This window comes from Xylanibacillus composti (assembly GCF_018403685.1).
GTDB classification, from domain to species: Bacteria; Bacillota; Bacilli; order Paenibacillales; family K13; genus Xylanibacillus; species Xylanibacillus composti.
Window position 1 is genome coordinate 191,285 of the sequence record NZ_BOVK01000006.1, and the last position, 19,923, is coordinate 211,207.

Here is a 19,923-nt window from a genome sequence, read left to right on the forward strand (position 1 = left end):
CGGGCAACGAAGGCTTGCACAGGTGTACGGGTATGCCATGCAAGGTTCATTTGAAACGGAGGGAGAAGGAGAAGCCATGCTGGAGAATGAAGCGAAGCGCAAAGGTATGACATTGACGTATACCGGTAACGGGAAGGGAAAGACAACTGCTGCAGTCGGAATCGCAGTACGAGCTGCCGGCCGCGGCATGAAGGTGCGCATGATTCAATTTATCAAATCGCCGGAACGCACTTACGGAGAGAAGCTGGCACTGGCCAAGCTGGGGATCGAAGTGCTGCCGATGGGGGTTGGATTTACCTGGCTGAAAACACCGGAGGAGCATCGACAAGCTCTGCAAAGTGCTTGGGCGGAAGCGAAACAGACCGCGATGAGCGGGGAGTATGATGTGGTGATCTGGGACGAGATCCACAACGCGCTTGCCATTGACCGGTTCCCGATAGATGATGTGCTTTCTCTGGAAGAGGTGCTGCAGACGATAAGAAATCGTCCGTCGCACGTGCATCTCGTTCTGACAGGGCGCCAAGCGCATGAGGACGTGAAGGCAGCTTCTGACTTGGTTTCGGTCATTGAACCAGAGAAGCATTATTATGAGGAAGGCGTTCAGGCTATTCGGGGGTTGGAATTTTAGAGGGGATGAAACGTTCATGAAGGGGAACAGCGGAAAGCGCATGGCGCTGCCGATCATGATTCAGGGCACGCATTCTGATGCAGGGAAGAGTGTGCTGGTAGCTGGATTGTGCCGAGTCTTTGCGAGAAGAGGGGTGCGTACGGCGCCATTCAAGTCCCAGAACATGGCATTGAATTCATATATTACGGCAGACGGGAAGGAAATTGGCCGTGCGCAGGGCGTGCAGGCTGAAGCGGCAGGGATCGAGGCGACCACGGATATGAACCCGATTCTAATTAAGCCAAGCGGCAGCATGCAATCGCAGATCGTCGTCCATGGCCGACCGCTGGCCAACATGCGTGCAGGCGAATACCGCGAACAGTTTTTCGAGGAAGGGCTGCGCATCGTGACAGAAGCTTATGAGAGACTGGCCTCACAGTTCGAGCGCATCGTGATAGAGGGAGCAGGCTCGCCGGCCGAGATCAACTTGAATGACCGTGAACTTGTCAACATGCGAATCGCAAGAATGGCTCGGGCTCCTGTTCTGCTCGTCGGAGATATTGACCGCGGCGGTGTGTTTGCGAGTTTGGTCGGTACGCTTCAGCTGCTGGAGCCGGAGGACAGGGAGCGGATAGCCGGCTTTATCATCAATAAATTTCGGGGGGACCTTCGGCTGCTGGAGCCGGGTTTGGAATGGCTGGAGCACTATACCGGCAAGCCGGTGCTTGGCGTGGTTCCATATGTCGAAGGACTTCATATTGAGTCAGAGGATTCCATGGCGCTTGCGCAATACAGCCGATCGCCGAATTTCGATAAACCCATACAAATAGCGGTCATTCGCTTGCCTTCTATTTCAAACTTTACGGACTTGGACCCGCTGATGGAAGAGCCGGATTGCCATGTTCGGCTCGTTGAGACGGCGTCCCAGCTTGGCGATCCGGATGCCATTGTGTTGCCGGGTAGCAAGAATACGCTTGGCGACTTGCGGTTTTTGCAGGAGTCCGGCCTGTTTGCCGCGGTGGAACGCAGCAGGGCAATACAGGAACCGTGGATTGTCGGTATTTGCGGAGGGTTCCAAATGATGGGCCGGTCTGTGCAGGATGAGGAGCGGGTCGAATCGCCGGAGGGGAGCCGGATAGGCTTCGGCTGGTTCCCCATGGATACAGTATGGCGGCGGGAGAAAGTTACCGTACGCGTGGAGGGTGCCGCACAGTTCGCCCGAGAGAAATATGTCATCCATGGGTATGAGATTCATCACGGCTGGACGCACTATGAGCAAGGGCAGCCCTTCTCTGTCTTGACTAGAATGGGTTCATCGGAAGAGGTTCGGGACGGCATGCTGGACGAGCACCGTAAACTTATGGGCACTTATGTCCATGGCGTGTTTCATAATGATGCGTTTCGCGCGGCTTGGCTTAACGGCATCCGGGCAAGGAAAGGATTGGCGCCGCTAAAGGATCGGCCGAATTCGGAGCTTCTCCGGGAAGAAGCCTATGATCGGCTTGCCGATGTGCTGGAGCAGCAATTGGACATGGAAAGAATAGAACGAATTTTAACGGATGCGGCCTCAAATGGATAAATTGGGTGTAAGGAGAGTTGAACGTATATGGAGCATGCAAGTATGTCATTGGAGCAGATTTGTGCGAAGATCGGCGATCTCGATCAGGCCAGCGGCGAGTTGGCCAAGCAAAGGCTGGAGCGATTGACGAAGCCCCCCGGCAGTTTGGGACGATTGGAAACGCTCGTTATTCAACTGGCTGAAATAACCGGTCAGCCCTTGCCGCGAATTTTCCCGCCCGGCATTGCCGTGTTTGCGGGAGACCACGGGATTGTGGCAGAAGGCGTATCTGCATTTCCTCAAGAAGTGACGGGCCAGATGGTTCGCAATTTCGCGGCGGGCGGGGCAGCGATCAATGTGTTTGCCCGGCAAATCGGCGCCAAGCTGGACATTACGGATGTCGGCACAGCGGCGGACCTGTCGGAGGTTGAGGGGGTAAGGCAGCGCAAGGTTCGCGAAGGGACAGGCAATTTCGCGCGTGAGGATGCCATGAGCCGCCAAGAGGCGGTGGAGGCCATTGCGGCAGGAATAGAAAGTGCAGCCCGGCTAATCGAAGAGGGAGCCGAATGCATCATACCCGGGGAGATGGGGATCGGCAATACGACGAGCAGCACTGCCATAGCGGCGGTCATCACTGGTCGTTCGACGGAGGAGCTGACCGGAGCAGGAACGGGGCTAAATCCTGATGCGAGAAAGCGCAAGGCTGCGCTGATCCAGCGAGCGCTCGAGGCCCGAAAACCCGACCCCGCCGATGCGCTTGATATCATCAGCAAGATTGGCGGGCTGGAGATCGCCGCGATGACTGGCGCGATCCTGGCGGCAGCGGCCCGCCGCAAACCTGTTCTGCTGGACGGGTTTATATGCGGGGTTGCTGCGGTACTGGCTGTCAAGCTGGCAAGCGGTGTACGCGGCTATCTCATAGCCGGTCACCGGTCGCAGGAACCAGGGCATGAAGCGGTGCTGGAATGGCTTGGGCTGGAGCCGCTGCTTGATTTGCAGCTAAGGCTGGGAGAAGGAAGCGGCGCGGCGGTTGCTTATCCGCTGTTGGAATCGGCTGTGCGCATGCTGGCGGAGATGGCGACCTTCGAGAGCGCCGGTATTTCCGGTGCGAGTTCTCCCTCCTGATTCTGCTATTTACATCTAGGAAGGGATTGCCTATAATAAGGCATGCACAAAAAACGAATATTTGACAAGCATGGTTCTCTGAATGTAAAGGTTCAGAGTGAAAAGGGAAGCCGGTGCAAATCCGGCACGGTCCCGCCACTGTAAGCGTGGAGCAGCATCCGGCAATCCACTGTACGTATGTATGGGAAGGGAGATGTCCAGCGAAGAAGCGCGAAGTCAGTAGACCTGCCTGCTTGTCTTAGATAAGCGGCCTTCGAGGAGAGGCGCTTCTCAATTTCGAAATGATGTGGACAAGCTTCGAGCCTACAAGGTTCGATCAAACGGATGAAATCGGCCGTTCCTGCTCTGAGCTTGTCTGCAGTTATCGTAATTGTCGAGCGACGCCTTTCCAGCCTGGATAGGCGTTTTTTGTGTGGAAATTTCGGCAAAGGGTGGATGGACATGAAGAGGCATTGGACAAAATGGGGAGTTAGTGTGCTTCTACTCATGCTGGCCGTCGGACTGATGGCTGGCTGCGGCGCAAACGAAAGCAATGAGGGCAATGGTTCGAACGAAGCCACTGTGATTGAACCTCCGGCTGGTATAGAGAGCGCCTCTGGAAGCGAGGAGAACGAAGCCGCGTTTCCTGCGGTGCTTGTAGACGGCAGCGGTGAAGAAATTACGATCGAGGAAGAACCGCAAACGATTGTGTCCCTGCTTTCAAGCAATACCGAGATCGCGTTCGCGCTCGGCCTTGGGGACAAGATTATCGGAGTATCCAATTTCTGTAATTATCCGGCAGCGGCCCAAGAGAAGGAAAAACTAGGCGGCCAGGCCATGAATGTGGAGCGAATCATCGAGCTGCAGCCAGACATGGCGCTGGTATCGCAATATCATTTCAAGACACATGCCGACGTATTGAATACGTTCCGGCAAGCAGGCATTGATGTTGTTGTAGCCGGTGAAGCGAAATCCTTCGAGGATGCCTATGAGACTATGCGCATGTTCGGCAAGGCAACTGGCACGTTGGACAAGGCAGAAGCGATTATCGCGGACATGCAGGAGCGATTGGCAGAGGTCAAGTCGAAGGCGGAAGCCGTGGAAACACCGAAGCGCGTTTGGATTGAGGTATCGCCGGCGCCGGACATTTTTACTACTGGCAAAGAGACGTTTATGCATGAGATGATCGAGGCCATTAATGCGGCGAATGTGGCAGGCGATCAGACTGGCTGGGTGAAAATGACGGAAGAGGAGATCGTCTCCCTCATGCCGGATGTCATCATAACTACGTATGGATACTATGTAGAGAATCCGTCCGAAGGGGTATATGCCAGAGAGGGGTGGGCTGAGGTGCCGGCCGTCGCCAACCAGCAGGTGTACGATGTTGACAGCGATACTGTGACACGACCCGGTCCGCGGCTAATAGACGGTGTTGAAGAGCTGGCGAGATTCGTCTACCCGGACATCTTCATACCGTGAGGAATTCGGCAATGATGAAGAGAAAAGTATGGCTTTGGTATGCATTCGCAGGAGGGACCGCTATTGGCGCGTCCCTTCTTGGTCTGTTGGCAAGCAGCGTGACGGTTCCGGCCGAAACGGTTATGGCCATATTGGCCAAGCATGTGCTTCGCTGGACGTGGATGAGCGAGATCCCGGTTAGCCAAGAATTAATAATCTGGAATATTCGCGCACCGCGCGTTGTGCTAGGTTTGCTGATCGGCGCTTCCTTGTCCCTGGCCGGCGCTGCCTTTCAGGGACTGCTGCGCAACCCATTGGCGGATCCCTATATTATCGGCGTTTCATCGGGCGCTTCATTGGGTGCGGTATTGGTCTTGTTCTTTCAATTTACTTTATGGGGATTGGGCTCGTTCTCACTTCCCGTTATGGCGATCTTGGGCGGTTTCGTTGCCTTGGTGCTTGTTTTCGGCATGACTCATTTGTCCAGTCGCAATTTTGCAGTAGAAACCATAATTTTATCAGGCGTCATCATGACTTCCTTCATGAGTGCGATTGTGTCCTTGATTATCGCGCTGAGCCAGCGTGAGGACATGAGCCAAATTTTATATTGGCTTATGGGCAATGTAGGCATGCGAGGGTGGAGCTATGCGCAACTCCTGCTTCCCTTTTCCATAATCGGTGCGCTCTTGCTGCTTATGCATGTGCGGGAATTAAACGCCCTGGCCCTCGGCGAAGCGTCCGCGGAGCACTTGGGTGTCAGTGTCAGAAGAAAAAAAGTGATGATTCTGTTGGGCGCGTCGTTGCTGACAGGCGCTTCTGTCGCGGTATCCGGGGCAATCGGCTTTGTCGGGCTGGTAATCCCCCACCTTGTACGTCTTGTAACAGGCCCCGATCATCGCCACGTGCTGCCCTTGTCCATGCTCATTGGGGGGGCCTATCTGGTTCTGGCCGACTTGCTGGCACGAACCATAATAGCGCCGAGAGAACTGCCTATCGGCGTAATCACGGCTTTGATTGGCGCTCCGGTCTTTGCATTTTTGTTAATTAGACAGCAGGCAGGAAGGAGGGGGCGAGGATGATTCGGCTTCAGCGTCTGAGCGGCGGCTACGACAAGGACCGACCGATTGTACAGGATATATCGCTGCAAGTGGAGAAAGGCACGTTCTTCGCGCTCCTCGGGCCGAACGGCAGCGGGAAATCCACGCTGTTCAAGCTGATGACGGGCGTTTTGAAGGCGTCTGCCGGTGACATTGAGCTGAACGGCGCTCCGCTTCAGAGCTATTCCTCGGTAGAACGGGCAAGACTGATCGCTGTTCTGGCGCAGGAAGAGCAGGTTGCCTTCGATTTTACAGTAGAAGAGATCGTCATGCTGGGCCGGTATCCGCATCAAAAAGGGCTGTTGAAAACAGCAAGCCGCCAAGATATAGAAGCGGTGGAAGAAGCGATGCGCACAACGAATGTGCTGCATTACCGTTTTCGCTCTTTCCGTGAGCTGAGCGGCGGAGAGAAGCAGCGCGTGCTGCTAGCCAAGGCGTTGGCCCAGGAGCCGACCCTGCTTCTGCTGGACGAGCCGACGAATCATCTGGACGTGCGTCACACTTACGAAATGCTTGATTTGCTAAGAGAGAAGCAGCGCAGGGACAGCTTGACTGTTGTGGCTATTCTGCATGATTTGAACGTCGCGGCGCTTTACGCGGATCAGGTAGCGCTGCTGCGGGAAGGAAAAATTGTCGAGCAGGGGGATGTCAGCGTGCTGCGGGATGGCGCTTCCATCGGACGCGTGTACGGCGTTCGCGCTATTGCCCAATACCATCCGCTGATCCCCAAGCCTCAATGGTTCATGACGCCGAAGCCGGATGACAGGGAACCGAAGCGCGCTCCATTCCGAGAATCGTTCCGGCTGGAACAGAATGAACGGCTGATTCATATCGCGTTCGATCATCCGCTGCGCACGATTTCCAACGGGGTGAACGGCGAAGGACTGCAGTGGATTCGGCACTTTTGCAATTTTCATGTGGACAAGCATTACAGCTGCAAGGATCCGCTTGCAGATATTCGCCATTGGATGGAGGAGCTGGACATTCCCTTCGAGCAGGCCGTGGGCATGATGACGGCTGTGCACTTGAAGCATATGGCCGTCGTCGAAGACGAAGCGGGTCCTTACCAGGTAATGGCCGTAGTAACGGCAGGAGCCGGAAATGCGGTCGACATTTCGAGTGATCTCGCGCCTGAACCGTTCATCATTCCCGGCACCATCAATACGATGGTATTCGCAGATGCACATCTGACAGACGGCGCGCTGGTCAATGCGGCCTTGACTGTAACCGAGGCGAAAGTGAAAGCCCTGCACGATATGAATGTGCGCGATCCCCGCTCACAGTCGATGGCAACAGGGACCTCCACAGATAGTCTGCTGATAGCGGCTACACAGCTGGGCGAGCCTACTCCCTATGCAGGATCGGGAACGGTCATTGGCAAATTGCTTGGCCGCGCCGTTTACAGAGCTACGCGCATGGCGTTAGAGAAGACCAGGCGGTGAGCTTTTATACGATCACCCTGCTCGCAGCCGGGCTCGTGATCGTTACAAGCTGCTATGGCAGCTACTATACGCCATAAGCAGACAATAGAGAAAGGAGCAGACAGCTTGTACGGTTATTATATAGGTGCCTCTGTCTTTGACGAAGCAGGGCCGTTAGCCGGCGCCATTCTTACTGTTCTATCGCTGCTGGGGGGAGCGGCCGTGCTCGACTTGCTGTTAGGAGACCCCCGTCGCATGCCGCATCCCGTCGTCTATATGGGGAAGCTGATCGGTTTCTTGGAATCGCGATGGAATCGGGGATCGCAGTCGCGCAAAGTCGGGATGGGACTCGTCATGGCTGTCTTTGTGCCCGGTCTGGTCTTTCTTCTGGCATGGCTGCTTGTTACAGCTTGTTACCGGCTGTCGGGCTGGCTGGGGTTCACAGCAGAAATCCTGCTCGTCTATACGACGATTGCCATGCGCGGCTTGGCAGACGCTGCCTGGGAGGTGAACAAGCCTTTAAGGGAAGGAAGGCTGCCGGAAGCAAGACGGTCATTGGCGATGATCGTCGGCAGGGATACAGAGCAGCTTGCGGAGTCCGATATTGTGCGCGGCACGATTGAAACTGTCGCCGAAAATACATCGGATGGCATCGTCGCCCCCCTGTTCTGGGCTGTCATTGGCGGCGCGCCAGCGGCAATGGCTTATCGCGCTGTCAATACATTGGATTCTATGGTAGGTTATAAGCATGATCGCTTTTTGCATTATGGACGGGCTTCTGCCAAACTGGATGATGCGGCCAACTGGCTCCCTGCAAGGATCACGGCGCTTTGCATGTGGATTGGCGGGGGCATGACGGCATTGCTTGCTCCAGGCAGGCTTGAGCTGAGGTGGGCTGAGGCATGGAAGATCGTACGGCGAGATGCCCCTAAGCATCCAAGCCCGAACAGCGGTTGGCCCGAGGCGATGGCGGCCGCGCTGCTGGGCGTGCAGTTAGGCGGTCGAAATACATACCATGGGGTCATATCGAACCGTGCAAGAATGGGCGACCATCTGCATCCGCTCAGATCGGAACATATCCGCTGGACGGTTTGGCTCATGCACGGAGCCTGGATTGTATTTATCGGCTTTGCGGCAGTCTTGGCGGCATGGGCGGCTTGGATCACCACGACTTGACCGGATTTTCTTATGGAGTTTATCAATATGTCAGCAGGAAAGGACGGGATGCACATGGAATGGCCGCTGCATGGCGGGCAACCTGATCGCATACGCCAGCTATTTCGCATGCCCGCAGAACAGAAATTGCTCGATTTCAGCGCCAATATCAATCCGCTCGGTCCGCCCGACTCGGTCAGGCGCTTGTGGCCTGCCTTGCTGGAGCAGATGACCGTGTATCCGGACCCGGACTACAATGAAGCGGTTGCAGCTGTTGCCGCCCATAGCGGGACGAGTCCGGACCGAGTGCTGCTGACGAACGGAGGGGCGGAGGCGATTTTTCTTGCCGCTCGCTTGCTTGCGGGAGGTACTGCTCTTATCGTGCACCCGACTTTCGCCGAATACGAGCATGCCTGCGCACATTATCGCGTGCGCACACAATTGTTGATAGCGGAACCGGATCAGCCGTTCCCTGTGGAAGAGGTCATGCGGCGCTTTTCCGCTGTTGATGGCTTGTTCTTGTGCAGACCGAACAATCCGAGCGGGGAGCTGCTCCCTCGCGACTGTATCGTCCGGCTGCTGGAGCACGCTCAACGAACAGAGACCCTGTTGATTGTAGATGAGGCGTTCATCGATTTCGTAGCAGAGCCGGACGCTTCCATCGTGTCATTGTTGGACGATTTCCCGAATCTCGTATTGACCCGTTCACTGACGAAAATGTATGCGCTGCCGGGTCTTCGTATCGGGTATTCTCTTGCCGAGCCTCACCTTATCCAACAGATGGCTGCTCATCGGATGCCGTGGAGCGTGAATGGTCCGGCTGCGCTGCTGACGCCCGTCCTGCTGGAGGATGCGAAATTTGCTTCCCGGACGAGGAAATGGCTTCAGACAGAATTGGAGTGGCTGCGGAGCCGGATGAGGCAATTAAACTTTGCGATGTCTGCCAGCAAGACGAATTTCTACTTGCTGCGCGATCCGAATCCTTCATCGGATGCGGCAACCTTGTATGCGTTCTTGCTGGAAGGCGGCATACTGCCACGCCATACGCATACATTCCCCGGGCTTGAAGGGGCTGCGCTGCGTTTCGCGGTTCGCTCCCGCGAGGAGAATGAGCGCTTGCTGGAGAGGCTGGCCGAATGGCGCTTGCTCCGTCATGCCGCGGAGGGAATCCGTTGATTGCATTCGTGTCGGGAGGGGTGCGCTCGGGCAAGAGCGAGGCAGCCGAGCAGCTCGTGCTGCGATGGGGAAAACGGGATTCGCAAAAAGCATCAGCCGCCTACATTGCAACTGCGCAGCGAACAGACAGTGAAATGAAGCAGCGCATTCAAATCCATCAGGACCGAAGAGGGGATGCTTGGATTACTTATGAGCTCTCTGCGGCTTCAGATCTTGGCCGTGTTCTGCGGCGGATCGTGCCAGAGAGTCCGGTGCTCTTGGATTGTGTGACCATCTGGGCGAGTCGAATGCTGTTCGAGGAGAATAGGGAACCGGACTCCATCTGCGCATACTGGACGGATTGCTTGCGAGACTGTCGCGACCGCAGGCTGGCGGCGGTCATCGTATCCAATGATCTCAATGAAGGAATGCCGATGAGAGACGAGTGGACACAAGTGTATATGCGGTTGCTGGAAAGGCTGCACCGGCTCACGGTGGAAGAGGCGGACATAGCTGTGCAGACAATTGTCGGCATTCCGCTTGTATGGAAAGGAGAGCACAGATGAAGTCAGCGCTGGCCGGATTGTCGGTTGCCCTGCAATTTATGACACGCTTGCCGATTCCTTATCGCGGCGAATGGTCGCCGCGCGTGCTCCAGGCCGCTCTGCTCGCATTCGTGCCAGTCGGGCTGCTGATCGGTGCTCTGCTGGCCGCTTTACAGGCGGCAGGCACAGCTTATTTGCCGCGTCTTGTGATGGATATGGCCATGCTCAGTCTTTGGATTGGCTTGACGGGCGGACTGCATCTGGACGGATGGATGGATGTGGCGGATGCATCCGCCTCGCAAGGTACGCTGGAACGGCGTAGATCGATCTTGAAGGATCCGCATGCCGGAAGCTTTGCGGTGCTCGCGCTCTTCATGCTGCTTGGATGGAAGCTGGTGCTGATAGATGTACTGCTGCAAATCGGCCAGTCCCGGCCGATCAGCGAGACTATCGCGCTGTGGTTGGCCATTCCTGCAGCCGCACGGTTCGCCGCAGTTGTTCTGATGCACAAGGTCCCCCCGTTTAAGCAGGAAGGGCTCGGCTGGCTGTGGAGCCGTCAGGCCACAAGCCGCGTAATGCTGCTCTCCTCACTATGGTTCCTGCCGCTTATCATATGGCAGCCTGTTGCGCTCGTACCGCTCGCAGCAGCCGGACTGGTGCTGGCTTGCTATGCCTGGTGGTGCAAGAAGCGCTTCGGCGGCATGAACGGCGACTTGACCGGCGCATTAATTGAGGGAACGGAATTAGCAGCCTTGTCGGCTGCCGCGATCTGGGTAACAGGATAGGGAAGAAAGGAAGAGGGGAGGAACACGAAATGCTGCTTATTTCCGGAGGCGCTTATGCAGGCAAACGGCGGTACTTGCGAAGCCGCGAGTCGAATTTGCACTGGCACAGCGCTTACGAGGGCATGCGTCTGGCTGAGTGGCAGCAGGCTTGGCACAGCGCTTCTGATGCCGCAGCTGTTCTTGTTCTTGAAGGGTGGGAGCAGTGGATCGCAGACGAGTTGCAGCAGGGCAAATCGCCCGCTGTTGTGCGCAAGGAATATGGCGAACTGCTTCAAAGGTTGAAGCAGCTTGAAGCATCGGAGTTAGGGGAAGCTGCTGCTGACATGTCTTCCGGGCACCGCGTCGTGCTGCTGATGCTCGAAATAGGACGGGGGATCGTCCCTGTGCTTCCGCTCGAACGTGCGCTTCGGGATGCGGCAGGCTGGCTGCAGCAGGATGCCGCAGCCAGCTGCGGGGAGGCGGTCTATATTTGGCATGGATTAGCCAAGGTAATGAAGCCGGTTCTCGGCGAGCCCCAGCTCGACTAGCAGCGGATCTTGGCCGTCGAAATCGGGATAAATGTCCGGGTGCAGCAGCGAAGCGGCTTTGGCCAGCCCTGTGAGCAACCGCGGTGAAGGCCGGCAAAATAGCGGCTCGTCCAAAACGTGAATGCGGCCGCTGCGAATCGCCTGTACCGATTCGGCGTTCTCCCGGGCTCGGACGAGCTCAAGCTTCACTTGTTCCCGCCGGACGCCAACCCACACCACATGAATAACCTCCGGATTCCTTCTGACTACTTCCTCCCAGTTCGTTTTGACACTTGCCTCCGCATAATCGGCGAACAGATTTTCTGCTCCTGCGAGCTCGCTGATTTCCGTCAACCAATTGCCGCCCCCGGGCGAGAATACAGGCTTCGGCCACCACTCCCAATAAACTTTCGGTCGCGCGGTTACCTTGCTTGCCAGATGTGTATAGCGATCGAGGATCCGTCCGAAGGCTTCCTCTGCACGAATCGCCTGATCCAATACCCCCAAATCTCTGCCTGCTTCCAGCAAATTGTCGCGGATGTCCTGCAGCGATTTCGGATTGAACACCTTATGCGCCAGCCCTCTTTCCTGCAATCCCGCCACATTGCGTTCCATGCCCGGCACAGAGAGCGAAGCCAGAATATAGTCCGGCTTGGCCGCCTCCAGCCGGTCCAAATCGATCGAGAGGTCAGAACCTAGTCTGACGGCATCCGGGTTCACGGCAGGCCAATCGGAGTAGTCGTCCAGAGCTACGATATATGGCTGCAATCCGAGATAAGCCAACAGCTCCGTATTGCTGGGACACAAGGAAGCGATCCGCATTTGTCTGTCATCCTTTCCAGTGGTTTCTTCTATTCTAGCACAACCGGTTTTGCAGAGATATTGGCAAGCTAGAGGGAACGAAGCAGCGATTGGACGACTGGAAGCAAGTTGGCCCGAGAGAAGATGCTCTTTTGCCGAACCCTCGAACTGGTGTACAATACCAAGAGGAACTAGTTGAGCGACAGGAGTTGAAGACATGCTGGTAATCAAGCAGCTGCACAAGAGCTATGAAGACAAACCGGTTTTGAAGGGAATTGATTTCGCAGTCGCAGAAGGTGAGTTTATTTGCCTGATCGGGGCAAGCGGCAGCGGCAAAACAACGCTCTTTCGGTGTCTGGCGCTGCGGGAGCGCTGGGACCGGGGGCAGTACCTGTACAAGGGGAATGACCTGGTCAAGCTGAATCCGCTGGCCCGCTGGTGGCAGCGTAGGGATTGGGCCTACATTGAAGAGAAGGCCGTATTGAATCCAAACAAGACAGCGCTGCAAAATATTTTGGCGAGCCGGACGAAATATATCCCGTTCTGGCGCCGTTTGATCGGCAAGCCGGGTGTCGATGAGCATGTATTCGCCATGGATTATTTGGAGAAGGTAGGCTTGTTGGATCAAGCCAAGCGCAAAACGGGCAAATTAAGCGGCGGGGAGAAACAGCGTGTCGCGATTGCCAAAGCTTTGGTTCAGGGCGCGCAAATCGTATTCACAGACGAGCCTGTATCGGGTCTTGATCCGCGTTCGGCAGAAAGTGTCATGAGCGATTTGAAGCATATGAATGAAAAACAAAAAGTGACGGTGTTTTGCATCATGCACCAGGTTGATCTCGCAGAGAAATTTGCTGACCGCATATTGGGCATGGCAGACGGCAAAATCGTTCTGGATGTCCGCGGAAGAAGGCTGACCGGGGAAGAAAGAAGAAGCGTTTTAGGCATGGAATGATGCGATTTTTCGATGCTCGGAATGAGGAGGGCAGGGGCTATGCTGCGTGGAACACCGCTCGTCTTCGCCCATCGCGGCGCATCGGCTGACGCGCCGGAAAATACGATGGCGGCTTTTCGAATGGCAGTAGAGCAGGGAGCTGACGGGCTGGAGCTGGATATCCATATGAGCCGGGACGGGCATCTGGTCGTCATCCACGACGATACACTGCAGCGAACAACCCGGTTAAGAGGGCTCGTTGTCCAGAGGACGGCCGCAGAGCTTGCAAGAGCAGACGCCAGCAAGCGATTTCCGGCCTATAAGGGAGAGCCTGTTCCCATGCTGGAGGAGGTGCTCGAGCTGGCGAGGGATGCGGGGCTAAAGATCAACATCGAATTGAAAAGCGGAAAAACGCCTTACCCCTGTATGGAGGAAGAGGCGGTCAAGCAGGTGCGGCGATATGGTTTGGAGGCGCAAGCGATCTTTTCCTCCTTCGAGCATGAGCGGCTTGTCAAGCTGAAGGCGTTGGCCCCGGACATCGAGACTGCGGTGCTCTTCAATCGTCGCATGGCCGAACCATCGGCATATGCTTGCTCGCTAGGCGCCGGTTCGCTGCATCCGTATTACCGGCTGGTCACACCGGAGATGGTGGCTTCCGCACATCAGCTAGGCTTGGCTGTGCGTCCTTATACCGTAGACGGACCGAGGACGGCCCGCCGATTGGCGAGGATGGGAGTGGATGCGATCATTACGAATGTGCCGGCAATCATGCGGGGCATATTGACTTCGCCTCCAAGCAAAAGATAGGGAGAGAAGGTGGTTTCGGATGTCGCAACTAGGCGGGAAGCTGGATAAGCCAGTGATTGAAGTTCAGCAGTTGACAAAAGTCTATGGATCTTTCACCGCGGTGGATGGAGTATCTTTCACTGTGAATAAAGGTGAAATTTTCGGACTCCTTGGTCCGAATGGAGCCGGCAAAACGACGACAATGGAAATGATCCAAGGGCTGCGCAAACCGGACAGCGGCACAGCGATTGTCGCCGGCTATGATACACGCACCCAGCTGAACGAGGTAAAGGCCGTCATTGGCGTGCAGCTGCAGTCTACCTCCTTGTTCGAATTGCTAAAGGTCAAGGAAATCATGCGGATGTATGCCAGCTTCTACAAACATACGCTTCCGATTGAGCCGTTATTGGAGCGGATGATCTTGACAGAAAAGGCGAACAGCCGGATCAAGAACCTTTCGGGCGGGCAGAAGCAGCGGCTGGCCATTGCGCTTGCCTTATTGAATGACCCGCAGGTGATCTTTCTGGATGAGCCGACGACAGGCCTGGATCCGCAGGCAAGGCGGACATTGTGGGATATCGTGCTCGGTTTGAAGGAGCAGGGTAAGACCGTTGTGCTGAGTACGCATTATATGGATGAAGCCCATGTGTTGTGCGACCGCATTTGTCTGATGGACCAAGGCAAGGTGATAGCCCTGGATACGCCTGCGGCGCTAGTCCGCAGTCTGCAATCACAAAGCGCCATCGAGTTTCGGCTGGCCGGTGAGAACGGTCTCGCCCTGACTGATGCTATAGACGATGACCGGCAGCGGAGCTTGTCTGGCTGGCTGAACAATGTTAACGGCGTGAAGCAGGTGGATTTTCGCAAAGACACCATAGTTTTGTATACAGACAATCTGCAGGATGCGCTGATTGACTTTATTCGCCAGGCAGGAGAGCGCCAGCTGACTTTCTTGGATTTGCAGACGAGGACTTCCTCGCTGGAGGATGTGTTCATACATATGACGGGAAGGAGCCTGCGCGAAGCATGAAGGCATACCTGCAACTGACCTGGGCGCAATTGCTCGTCTTTTCACGCAATCGCGCTGTTATTTTTTTTAGTTTGGTGTTTCCGATTTTGTTGATGCTCGCCCTAGGATCCTTTCTAGGCACGGGCGGGACGGTGCAAGTGAAGGGCTTTCTCGTAGATCTGGACAAGACCGCGGCTTCGGCTGCACTCGCAGCCGAGCTGCACGAACATGGACTGCTGGATTTGAAGGACGCTGACCTGCTTTCAGAAGCAGAAGAACGGGTTCGTCAGGATCAGGGAGATCTTATCGCGATCATTCCGGCAGGCTATGGGGAAGAGCTGGCAAAAGGGACCGCTGCCCGCGCCGAAATACAAGTGCGCTTCGATGATACAAACAGCAATGCGCAAAGTCTTGGCGTGCAAGCCGTGCAGCAAGCGGCCGATGCTGCCAGCAAGCAAGCGGTCGATTACGAAGCGGTTATTCTGGTGGAGGCGGCCGGTATTGAAGGGCTTGATTTGCGGTATATCGACTTTTTGGTGCCTGGCATCGTGGCGATGATGATCATGAATGCCAATTTGAACGGAGTGGCTGGTCAAATCTCGGCATGGCGCGAGCGGGGCATCCTGCGCCGGATGCAGAGCACGACCTTAAAGGCTTGGCAGTTTATCGCCGGGCAAATTACGGCGCGGCTGCTGCTTAACGGCTCTCAGGCGCTGATTGTGCTGCTGGTCGGCTACCTCGTATTCGGCACACAGGTAAACGGCCGTTGGCTGGAGCTCATCTTGTTTGTCATCCTGGGAACGCTGACTTTCATGGCAATCGGCTTTATTATTGCCGGGCTGGCCAAAAATCCGGAAAGCGCCGGTCCGATTGCCGGATTTATTTCATTCCCGCTGCTGTTTCTCGGAGGCATCTTTTTTCCGATCAGCAATATGCCTGCTTGGCTTCAGCCAATTGTCCAGCTGATTCCGATCTCGCACCTAACGACAGCAATGCGTGAAATCATGAACATCGGAGCCGGGCTGGCGACACTATGGCCGGAGGCTTTGCTGCTGAGCGGATGGATGGTGGCCGCCTTTGTCATTGCCAGCCTGACCTTCAGATGGGAGTAACTGACGAACGATGATCCACACAAGCATGCTAAAGAAAGCCGGTCAATGAACTGGTTTAAGGAGAGATGATGATGGACCTGCTGTTCCCATACCCGGCGCATGAGCGTCTGGGCAAACAATTGGCGTTTATTATGGAAACTGACAAACTAAAGACGATTTTGCGGCAATCCTATATCAGCGACGGAACGCGCAGAGAGAATGATGCCGAGCATACATGGGGGCTGACCTTGATGGCCATCACGCTGGCGGAACACGCCAATATGCCGGAGCTGGATCTGCTGCGGGTTCTCAAGATGCTGATTGTGCATGATCTCGTTGAGATCGATGCAGGCGATACATTCGCCTATGATACGGCAGGCCATGCCGATAAGGTAGAACGGGAAACCGCAGCTGCAAAGCGCCTGTTCGGCATGCTCCCGGAAGACCAGAGCGAGGCTTTTTTCGCACTGTGGCGGGAGTTCGAGGATCGGCAAACTCCGGAAGCGCGATTCGCGGCGGCGGTGGATCGCCTTCATCCCATGCTGCTGAATTATCAGACGGGTGGAAAGGCATGGAAGACCCACCAGGTGCACGCCGGCATGGTCAGGGAACGAAACCGTTCAATTGCGGACGGCTCCGTTGCTTTGTTCCAATATGCGCTTGAACTGATCCGACAAGCCGTTGCGGACGGCCGCTTGCTGGATGAACCGCAGCCTGGCGGTGAATAATTGCATCCCAGTCTCTCTACATATTTCCATTCTTCACTCCGATATTATTGGTAAATAGTTGCGGAGGAGGAAGCCGCGTGGAATCGGGCAATCATGGATCAAAGCCGCATAACGGTTTGCCGGAGCCAACCGGTGAGGATGAGCTCGAATTTTGGAAGCAGTATCTGATCGAGCATCCAGACAACAAGATGGCTTGGTATTTGCTCGGCAAAGCCTATGATCGCCAACATAAGCCCGGCAAGGCGAATTATTGCTATATGCAGGCCGGGGACGTCTACCGCGCCTATGAGAAGAAGGCGATCGCTGTAGAGGCGATGCCAGAACCGTTGCAAAAGCTGGAGCTCGCCCAGCCAGATGAGTCTCCGCGCCAGTCAGACAAGCGGAAGCGGCGAAGGCTCGGAGCGCTGCTGCTTATTGTGCTGCTAACGTTCTTTGCTTCCAGTTCAGCCGAAGAGGAGCATTCCGAGGTGGCGGGGAACAGCTTGCCGGAGCTTGCTGCGGATAATGCCCCCCATGCTGAAGAGGAGCTGGCCCCTGCTCAAGATATGGAGGAGGGAGCCGAGCATGAGCAATATCTGCAGCCTGTCGGCGATTCCAAATGGGGGATTCACTTGCTTGCTTCCGATGGCACAGCTTTGGAGGATGATCGGGTGTCTGCTGCGGCTGCCATCGGCCGGGTGCTTGTTGACGCCAGCAATTCCGCCGAGCACACCTTGGTCGTGCAAGCAAATGCCGCTGCAGGGGGAAATCGCCAATGGATCCAGTGGATCAACGGTATGAACGTACTGGTGGCCATCGATAGGCCGGACCGTGCGGGAGCAAGCCGGGTTCACAGGTATGATGCGCACCTGTGCGAATGCGTGCCTGCGCCGCTACCGAACGCGCACGCAGCTGCTCTCCAGACTTGGCAGCGAGCGCAGGAAGAATTGCTTGTTGCTATGTCTGCGGCGGAGCGGCATGGGCAGGCCAGCGAGCTTGGCTTGCAGCACGGGCAGCAATTGACGGAAGATTATCCGAACAATGCGCTTCCCGGATTGACTGCTCTCATGATGGAACAGCTTGAATGGATAACTTTGGGGGAGGATGTCTTTCCTTCAGAACCTACGGGTAGAGATGTACCCTCTTCATATTTCCCCTTTCACACAAAGCTGCAATTGGTCGACACGGGAAGTGGCGCAGCTGCTGCGGCCATACAGACCGCTTCCTTTGGCTCTTCCGGGGAACAACATCAAGCGAATCCGGCTTTCGAGTGGAAAGCTCCGCTCGAAATCATTGTCGACACGTCTGTTCATAAGCTTGCAGTAGTAAGCGGATCAGTCATATTGCGCAACTACACGGTCGGTCTGGGCGGCGAGCTTACACCGTTGGGCGAATTTGAGATTACGGAGAAAGTCCGCAATCCGAACGGCCGTGATGACGGAGATTTCGGAAGCAGGGGAATGACGCTCTCCGACACGTTATACGCCATTCATGGAACGAACGAGCCGGAGAGCATCGGCAAGGATGAGTCGCTTGGCTGTGTGCGGATGGGCAAGGAGGATGTCGAAGAACTGTTCGACATGGTGCCGCTGGGTACGAAGGTGACGATTACCCGGGGAGTGCTTCCAGACCAAGAGATGGTGCCTGAAGAGCGCTTCCGGCTGCCTTCCGAAGCTCAGGAGACTAACGATGCCAAAGTGTACCGCTGGCTATAGTCAGCCATTCAAGCTTCCAGCTGCAGCTGGAACGAATCCGGAACGTATTGCGGCTCCTGTCTGCCCAACAAATGCAGCACGAGTTTAGAGACGAGAACACCGGGACCGAGTGCTTGCCCGACACTGATTGTCGGAATGTGGCGGCTCTGCAGCCAGGCTTTGATCTGCTCGGCGGTGACGTAGGAAGGCAGGTGTGTCGCATAGCGCGAGGCAGGGATGACGGCACCTTCCAGTTCATGCAAAGGTGTCGATTCATCTATGCCGACATACGCTTCCAGTGTCATGCCTTGGGGATGGAAGGCCAAGACCGATGTGCCGAAGCCAAGCGCAGCTGCCGTTATGACGGGCTTGCCGTGCCTGCGCGCCGCACGGTGCAGGGCTACAGCATGAGGGAAAGCAAAATAATCAATCGCATCAACAACATAATCTGCATCGGCGACAAAAGCATCTGCATTGGATTCCATCACGCTCTCGTTCCACATATCCAGGTTTATCTCCGGCTGGATGGCCTGCAGGTGCTTGCGCATGGCATCGACTTTGGGCATGCCGACCGTTTCATGGGTCGCTGCGCATTGCCTGTTGATGTTGGTGACATCGAATATGTCCGGGTCTGCGATCCGCAGCGCCCCGATTCCCAAGCGCGTGAGGAGCTCGGCAGAGAAACCGCCGATGCAGCCGCACCCGGCAATGGCAATCCGGCTTTCCTTGAGCTTGTTCATGTCCTCAGGGGAGAGCACCCCCAAATTTCGTTCGAATTGTGCGTTCATCAACGAACCTCCCGCAGTGATTGATTTTCAAAATCGATAAAGTAAGCATACAGCTCCGGTCTTAGACGCTGCAGCGCAGCTTGGCATTCGGCAATATGGAAGGAGCACGGGATCGACTTGGAGCCCAAATATACCCGAGGTTCGCCGATAATTTGAAACGGAAATTTGAATACTCGTTTCATATACGTATATACGCGCTCGTCAATGCAGCATATCCAATTGGAAATACCGTGTATGAGGGAATACTTGAAAATGGCCTTTATCAGTCCGAGCCCTACATCATGCTGCTGCAGCTTGGTAAAGGCGCTGATCTCCGCAACCCGATACATGTCTGGCATAGACAGGCGCGCTCTTTCCAGGTCGAAGATGGTGAAGCTCCTCATGGTCGGCAAGCGGTCCAGCGAATCCAGGATAAGGCGTGTCACTCCTACTACTTCTCCTCTTTCTTTCATTTGTGCGACGAAATACACGGACTGCTGCTCATATGGATCGTATTCATCCGGCTTAAAAAATCCAACCTCCTGGTACCGTTGGTGATGAAGGTTGACAGCTTGGCTGCGTATGTCACCTTCCGCAACAGCATAAACATACGGTGAGTCCTGATTCATTATCCATCCCTCCTATTATTTCCTAGGTACTTCCTCTTACATTATATATTTCCATGCGGGACGTGCCTATAAGCGTATAGTATTAAATGCTTAAGACCTATAGAGGAATTTTCTAAA

General features: G+C 55.5%; 20 protein-coding genes and 1 riboswitch. Of the genes, 17 read left to right on the forward strand and 3 right to left on the reverse strand.

Annotated features, from left to right (window positions below; translation table 11 throughout):
• Positions 1-37: 37 nt before the first annotated feature.
• The 11 genes from XYCOK13_RS02710 to XYCOK13_RS02760 all read left to right on the forward strand — a co-directional run bounded on the left by XYCOK13_RS02710 (position 38) and on the right by XYCOK13_RS02760 (position 11,412).
• Positions 38-628 (forward strand): cob(I)yrinic acid a,c-diamide adenosyltransferase, encoded by a 591-nt coding sequence (locus tag XYCOK13_RS02710; RefSeq protein WP_244864948.1) that lies wholly within the window; start codon positions 38-40, stop codon positions 626-628.
• 16 nt (positions 629-644) lie between these two features.
• Entirely contained in the window at positions 645-2,186 is a 1,542-nt protein-coding gene (locus XYCOK13_RS02715; RefSeq protein ID WP_244864949.1) for a cobyric acid synthase, read from the forward strand.
• A 27-nt stretch (positions 2,187-2,213) separates the two neighbouring features.
• Entirely contained in the window at positions 2,214-3,290 is a 1,077-nt protein-coding gene (gene cobT / locus XYCOK13_RS02720; RefSeq protein ID WP_244864950.1) for a nicotinate-nucleotide--dimethylbenzimidazole phosphoribosyltransferase, read from the forward strand.
• A 53-nt stretch (positions 3,291-3,343) separates the two neighbouring features.
• A riboswitch (cobalamin riboswitch) is annotated at positions 3,344-3,537 on the forward strand.
• 194 nt (positions 3,538-3,731) lie between these two features.
• A complete protein-coding gene (locus tag XYCOK13_RS02725; RefSeq protein ID WP_213410361.1) occupies positions 3,732-4,748 on the forward strand; it encodes an ABC transporter substrate-binding protein in 1,017 nt (338 codons plus the stop codon).
• A gap of 11 nt (positions 4,749-4,759) precedes the next feature.
• Positions 4,760-5,806, forward strand: a complete 1,047-nt coding sequence (locus tag XYCOK13_RS02730) for a FecCD family ABC transporter permease (protein ID WP_244864951.1) — start codon at positions 4,760-4,762, stop codon at positions 5,804-5,806.
• Entirely contained in the window at positions 5,803-7,266 is a 1,464-nt protein-coding gene (locus XYCOK13_RS02735) for an adenosylcobinamide amidohydrolase (RefSeq protein ID WP_213410362.1), read from the forward strand. Before XYCOK13_RS02730 ends, XYCOK13_RS02735 begins: the two co-directional genes overlap by 4 nt.
• Positions 7,267-7,371: 105 nt before the next feature.
• A complete protein-coding gene (cbiB, locus tag XYCOK13_RS02740) occupies positions 7,372-8,421 on the forward strand; it encodes an adenosylcobinamide-phosphate synthase CbiB (RefSeq protein WP_244864952.1) in 1,050 nt (349 codons plus the stop codon).
• 27 nt (positions 8,422-8,448) lie between these two features.
• Positions 8,449-9,576 (forward strand): threonine-phosphate decarboxylase CobD, encoded by a 1,128-nt coding sequence (gene cobD / locus XYCOK13_RS02745; protein ID WP_213410364.1) that lies wholly within the window; start codon positions 8,449-8,451, stop codon positions 9,574-9,576.
• The gene (locus XYCOK13_RS02750) at positions 9,573-10,121 is read left to right on the forward strand and encodes a bifunctional adenosylcobinamide kinase/adenosylcobinamide-phosphate guanylyltransferase (protein ID WP_213410365.1); all 549 of its coding nucleotides are present in this window, start codon (positions 9,573-9,575) and stop codon (positions 10,119-10,121) included. The genes cobD and XYCOK13_RS02750 overlap by 4 nt, the downstream gene beginning before the upstream one ends.
• Positions 10,118-10,885: an adenosylcobinamide-GDP ribazoletransferase gene (locus XYCOK13_RS02755; protein WP_213410366.1), complete on the forward strand. Its 768-nt coding sequence runs from the start codon at positions 10,118-10,120 to the stop codon at positions 10,883-10,885. The genes XYCOK13_RS02750 and XYCOK13_RS02755 overlap by 4 nt, the downstream gene beginning before the upstream one ends.
• 29 nt (positions 10,886-10,914) lie before the next feature.
• Positions 10,915-11,412 carry a bifunctional adenosylcobinamide kinase/adenosylcobinamide-phosphate guanylyltransferase gene (locus XYCOK13_RS02760; protein WP_213410367.1) on the forward strand — a complete coding sequence of 166 codons (498 nt, stop codon included), beginning with the start codon at positions 10,915-10,917 and terminating at the stop codon, positions 11,410-11,412.
• Here XYCOK13_RS02760 and XYCOK13_RS02765 read toward each other — a convergent pair.
• Positions 11,365-12,213: a cobalamin-binding protein gene (locus XYCOK13_RS02765; protein ID WP_213410368.1), complete on the reverse strand. Its 849-nt coding sequence runs from the start codon at positions 12,211-12,213 to the stop codon at positions 11,365-11,367. The two genes, XYCOK13_RS02760 and XYCOK13_RS02765, sit on opposite strands and share 48 nt — an antisense overlap.
• A gap of 196 nt (positions 12,214-12,409) precedes the next feature.
• Here XYCOK13_RS02765 and XYCOK13_RS02770 point away from each other — a divergent pair, with 196 nt between their 5' ends.
• From XYCOK13_RS02770 to XYCOK13_RS02795, 6 genes are all read left to right on the forward strand, one after another.
• Complete coding sequence (locus tag XYCOK13_RS02770; protein WP_213410369.1) at positions 12,410-13,144, forward strand: phosphonate ABC transporter ATP-binding protein; 735 nt, start codon at positions 12,410-12,412, stop codon at positions 13,142-13,144.
• A gap of 39 nt (positions 13,145-13,183) precedes the next feature.
• Entirely contained in the window at positions 13,184-13,930 is a 747-nt protein-coding gene (locus XYCOK13_RS02775; RefSeq protein ID WP_244864953.1) for a glycerophosphodiester phosphodiesterase, read from the forward strand.
• Between the two features lie 19 nt (positions 13,931-13,949).
• Complete coding sequence (locus XYCOK13_RS02780; protein ID WP_213410370.1) at positions 13,950-14,939, forward strand: ABC transporter ATP-binding protein; 990 nt, start codon at positions 13,950-13,952, stop codon at positions 14,937-14,939.
• Positions 14,936-16,030, forward strand: coding sequence for an ABC transporter permease (locus tag XYCOK13_RS02785; protein ID WP_213410371.1), 1,095 nt, complete (start codon positions 14,936-14,938; stop codon positions 16,028-16,030). The genes XYCOK13_RS02780 and XYCOK13_RS02785 overlap by 4 nt, the downstream gene beginning before the upstream one ends.
• Before the next feature lie 71 nt (positions 16,031-16,101).
• Entirely contained in the window at positions 16,102-16,737 is a 636-nt protein-coding gene (locus tag XYCOK13_RS02790; RefSeq protein ID WP_213410372.1) for an HD domain-containing protein, read from the forward strand.
• Positions 16,738-16,814: 77 nt separating this feature from the next.
• On the forward strand, positions 16,815-18,431 hold the full coding sequence (locus XYCOK13_RS02795; protein WP_213410373.1) for a L,D-transpeptidase: 1,617 nt from the start codon (positions 16,815-16,817) through the stop codon (positions 18,429-18,431).
• An 8-nt stretch (positions 18,432-18,439) separates the two neighbouring features.
• On the opposite strand, the gene XYCOK13_RS02800 is transcribed toward XYCOK13_RS02795, so the two are convergent.
• Both XYCOK13_RS02800 and XYCOK13_RS02805 read right to left on the reverse strand, forming a co-directional pair.
• Entirely contained in the window at positions 18,440-19,198 is a 759-nt protein-coding gene (locus XYCOK13_RS02800; protein ID WP_244864954.1) for a ThiF family adenylyltransferase, read from the reverse strand.
• A complete protein-coding gene (locus XYCOK13_RS02805; RefSeq protein ID WP_213410375.1) occupies positions 19,198-19,806 on the reverse strand; it encodes an N-acyl amino acid synthase FeeM domain-containing protein in 609 nt (202 codons plus the stop codon). The genes XYCOK13_RS02800 and XYCOK13_RS02805 overlap by 1 nt, the downstream gene beginning before the upstream one ends.
• Between the last annotated feature and the right edge of the window lie 117 nt (positions 19,807-19,923).

Bases quoted from the DNA above. Each gene is read 5' to 3' on its own strand.
- XYCOK13_RS02765 (WP_213410368.1), bottom strand. From the start codon at position 12,213: ATGCGGATCGCTTCCTTGTGTCCCAGCAATACGGAGCTGTTGGCTTAT.
- XYCOK13_RS02785 (WP_213410371.1), top strand. From the start codon at position 14,936: ATGAAGGCATACCTGCAACTGACCTGGGCGCAATTGCTCGTCTTTTCA.
- cobT (WP_244864950.1), top strand. From the start codon at position 2,214: ATGGAGCATGCAAGTATGTCATTGGAGCAGATTTGTGCGAAGATCGGC.
- XYCOK13_RS02760 (WP_213410367.1), top strand. From the start codon at position 10,915: ATGCTGCTTATTTCCGGAGGCGCTTATGCAGGCAAACGGCGGTACTTG.
- XYCOK13_RS02730 (WP_244864951.1), top strand. From the start codon at position 4,760: ATGATGAAGAGAAAAGTATGGCTTTGGTATGCATTCGCAGGAGGGACC.
- XYCOK13_RS02790 (WP_213410372.1), top strand. From the start codon at position 16,102: ATGGACCTGCTGTTCCCATACCCGGCGCATGAGCGTCTGGGCAAACAA.
- XYCOK13_RS02715 (WP_244864949.1), top strand. From the start codon at position 645: ATGAAGGGGAACAGCGGAAAGCGCATGGCGCTGCCGATCATGATTCAG.
- XYCOK13_RS02735 (WP_213410362.1), top strand. From the start codon at position 5,803: ATGATTCGGCTTCAGCGTCTGAGCGGCGGCTACGACAAGGACCGACCG.
- cobD (WP_213410364.1), top strand. From the start codon at position 8,449: ATGTCAGCAGGAAAGGACGGGATGCACATGGAATGGCCGCTGCATGGC.
- XYCOK13_RS02805 (WP_213410375.1), bottom strand. From the start codon at position 19,806: ATGAATCAGGACTCACCGTATGTTTATGCTGTTGCGGAAGGTGACATA.
- XYCOK13_RS02775 (WP_244864953.1), top strand. From the start codon at position 13,184: ATGCTGCGTGGAACACCGCTCGTCTTCGCCCATCGCGGCGCATCGGCT.
- XYCOK13_RS02710 (WP_244864948.1), top strand. From the start codon at position 38: ATGCAAGGTTCATTTGAAACGGAGGGAGAAGGAGAAGCCATGCTGGAG.
- XYCOK13_RS02800 (WP_244864954.1), bottom strand. From the start codon at position 19,198: ATGAACGCACAATTCGAACGAAATTTGGGGGTGCTCTCCCCTGAGGAC.
- XYCOK13_RS02770 (WP_213410369.1), top strand. From the start codon at position 12,410: ATGCTGGTAATCAAGCAGCTGCACAAGAGCTATGAAGACAAACCGGTT.
- XYCOK13_RS02755 (WP_213410366.1), top strand. From the start codon at position 10,118: ATGAAGTCAGCGCTGGCCGGATTGTCGGTTGCCCTGCAATTTATGACA.
- XYCOK13_RS02780 (WP_213410370.1), top strand. From the start codon at position 13,950: ATGTCGCAACTAGGCGGGAAGCTGGATAAGCCAGTGATTGAAGTTCAG.
- XYCOK13_RS02725 (WP_213410361.1), top strand. From the start codon at position 3,732: ATGAAGAGGCATTGGACAAAATGGGGAGTTAGTGTGCTTCTACTCATG.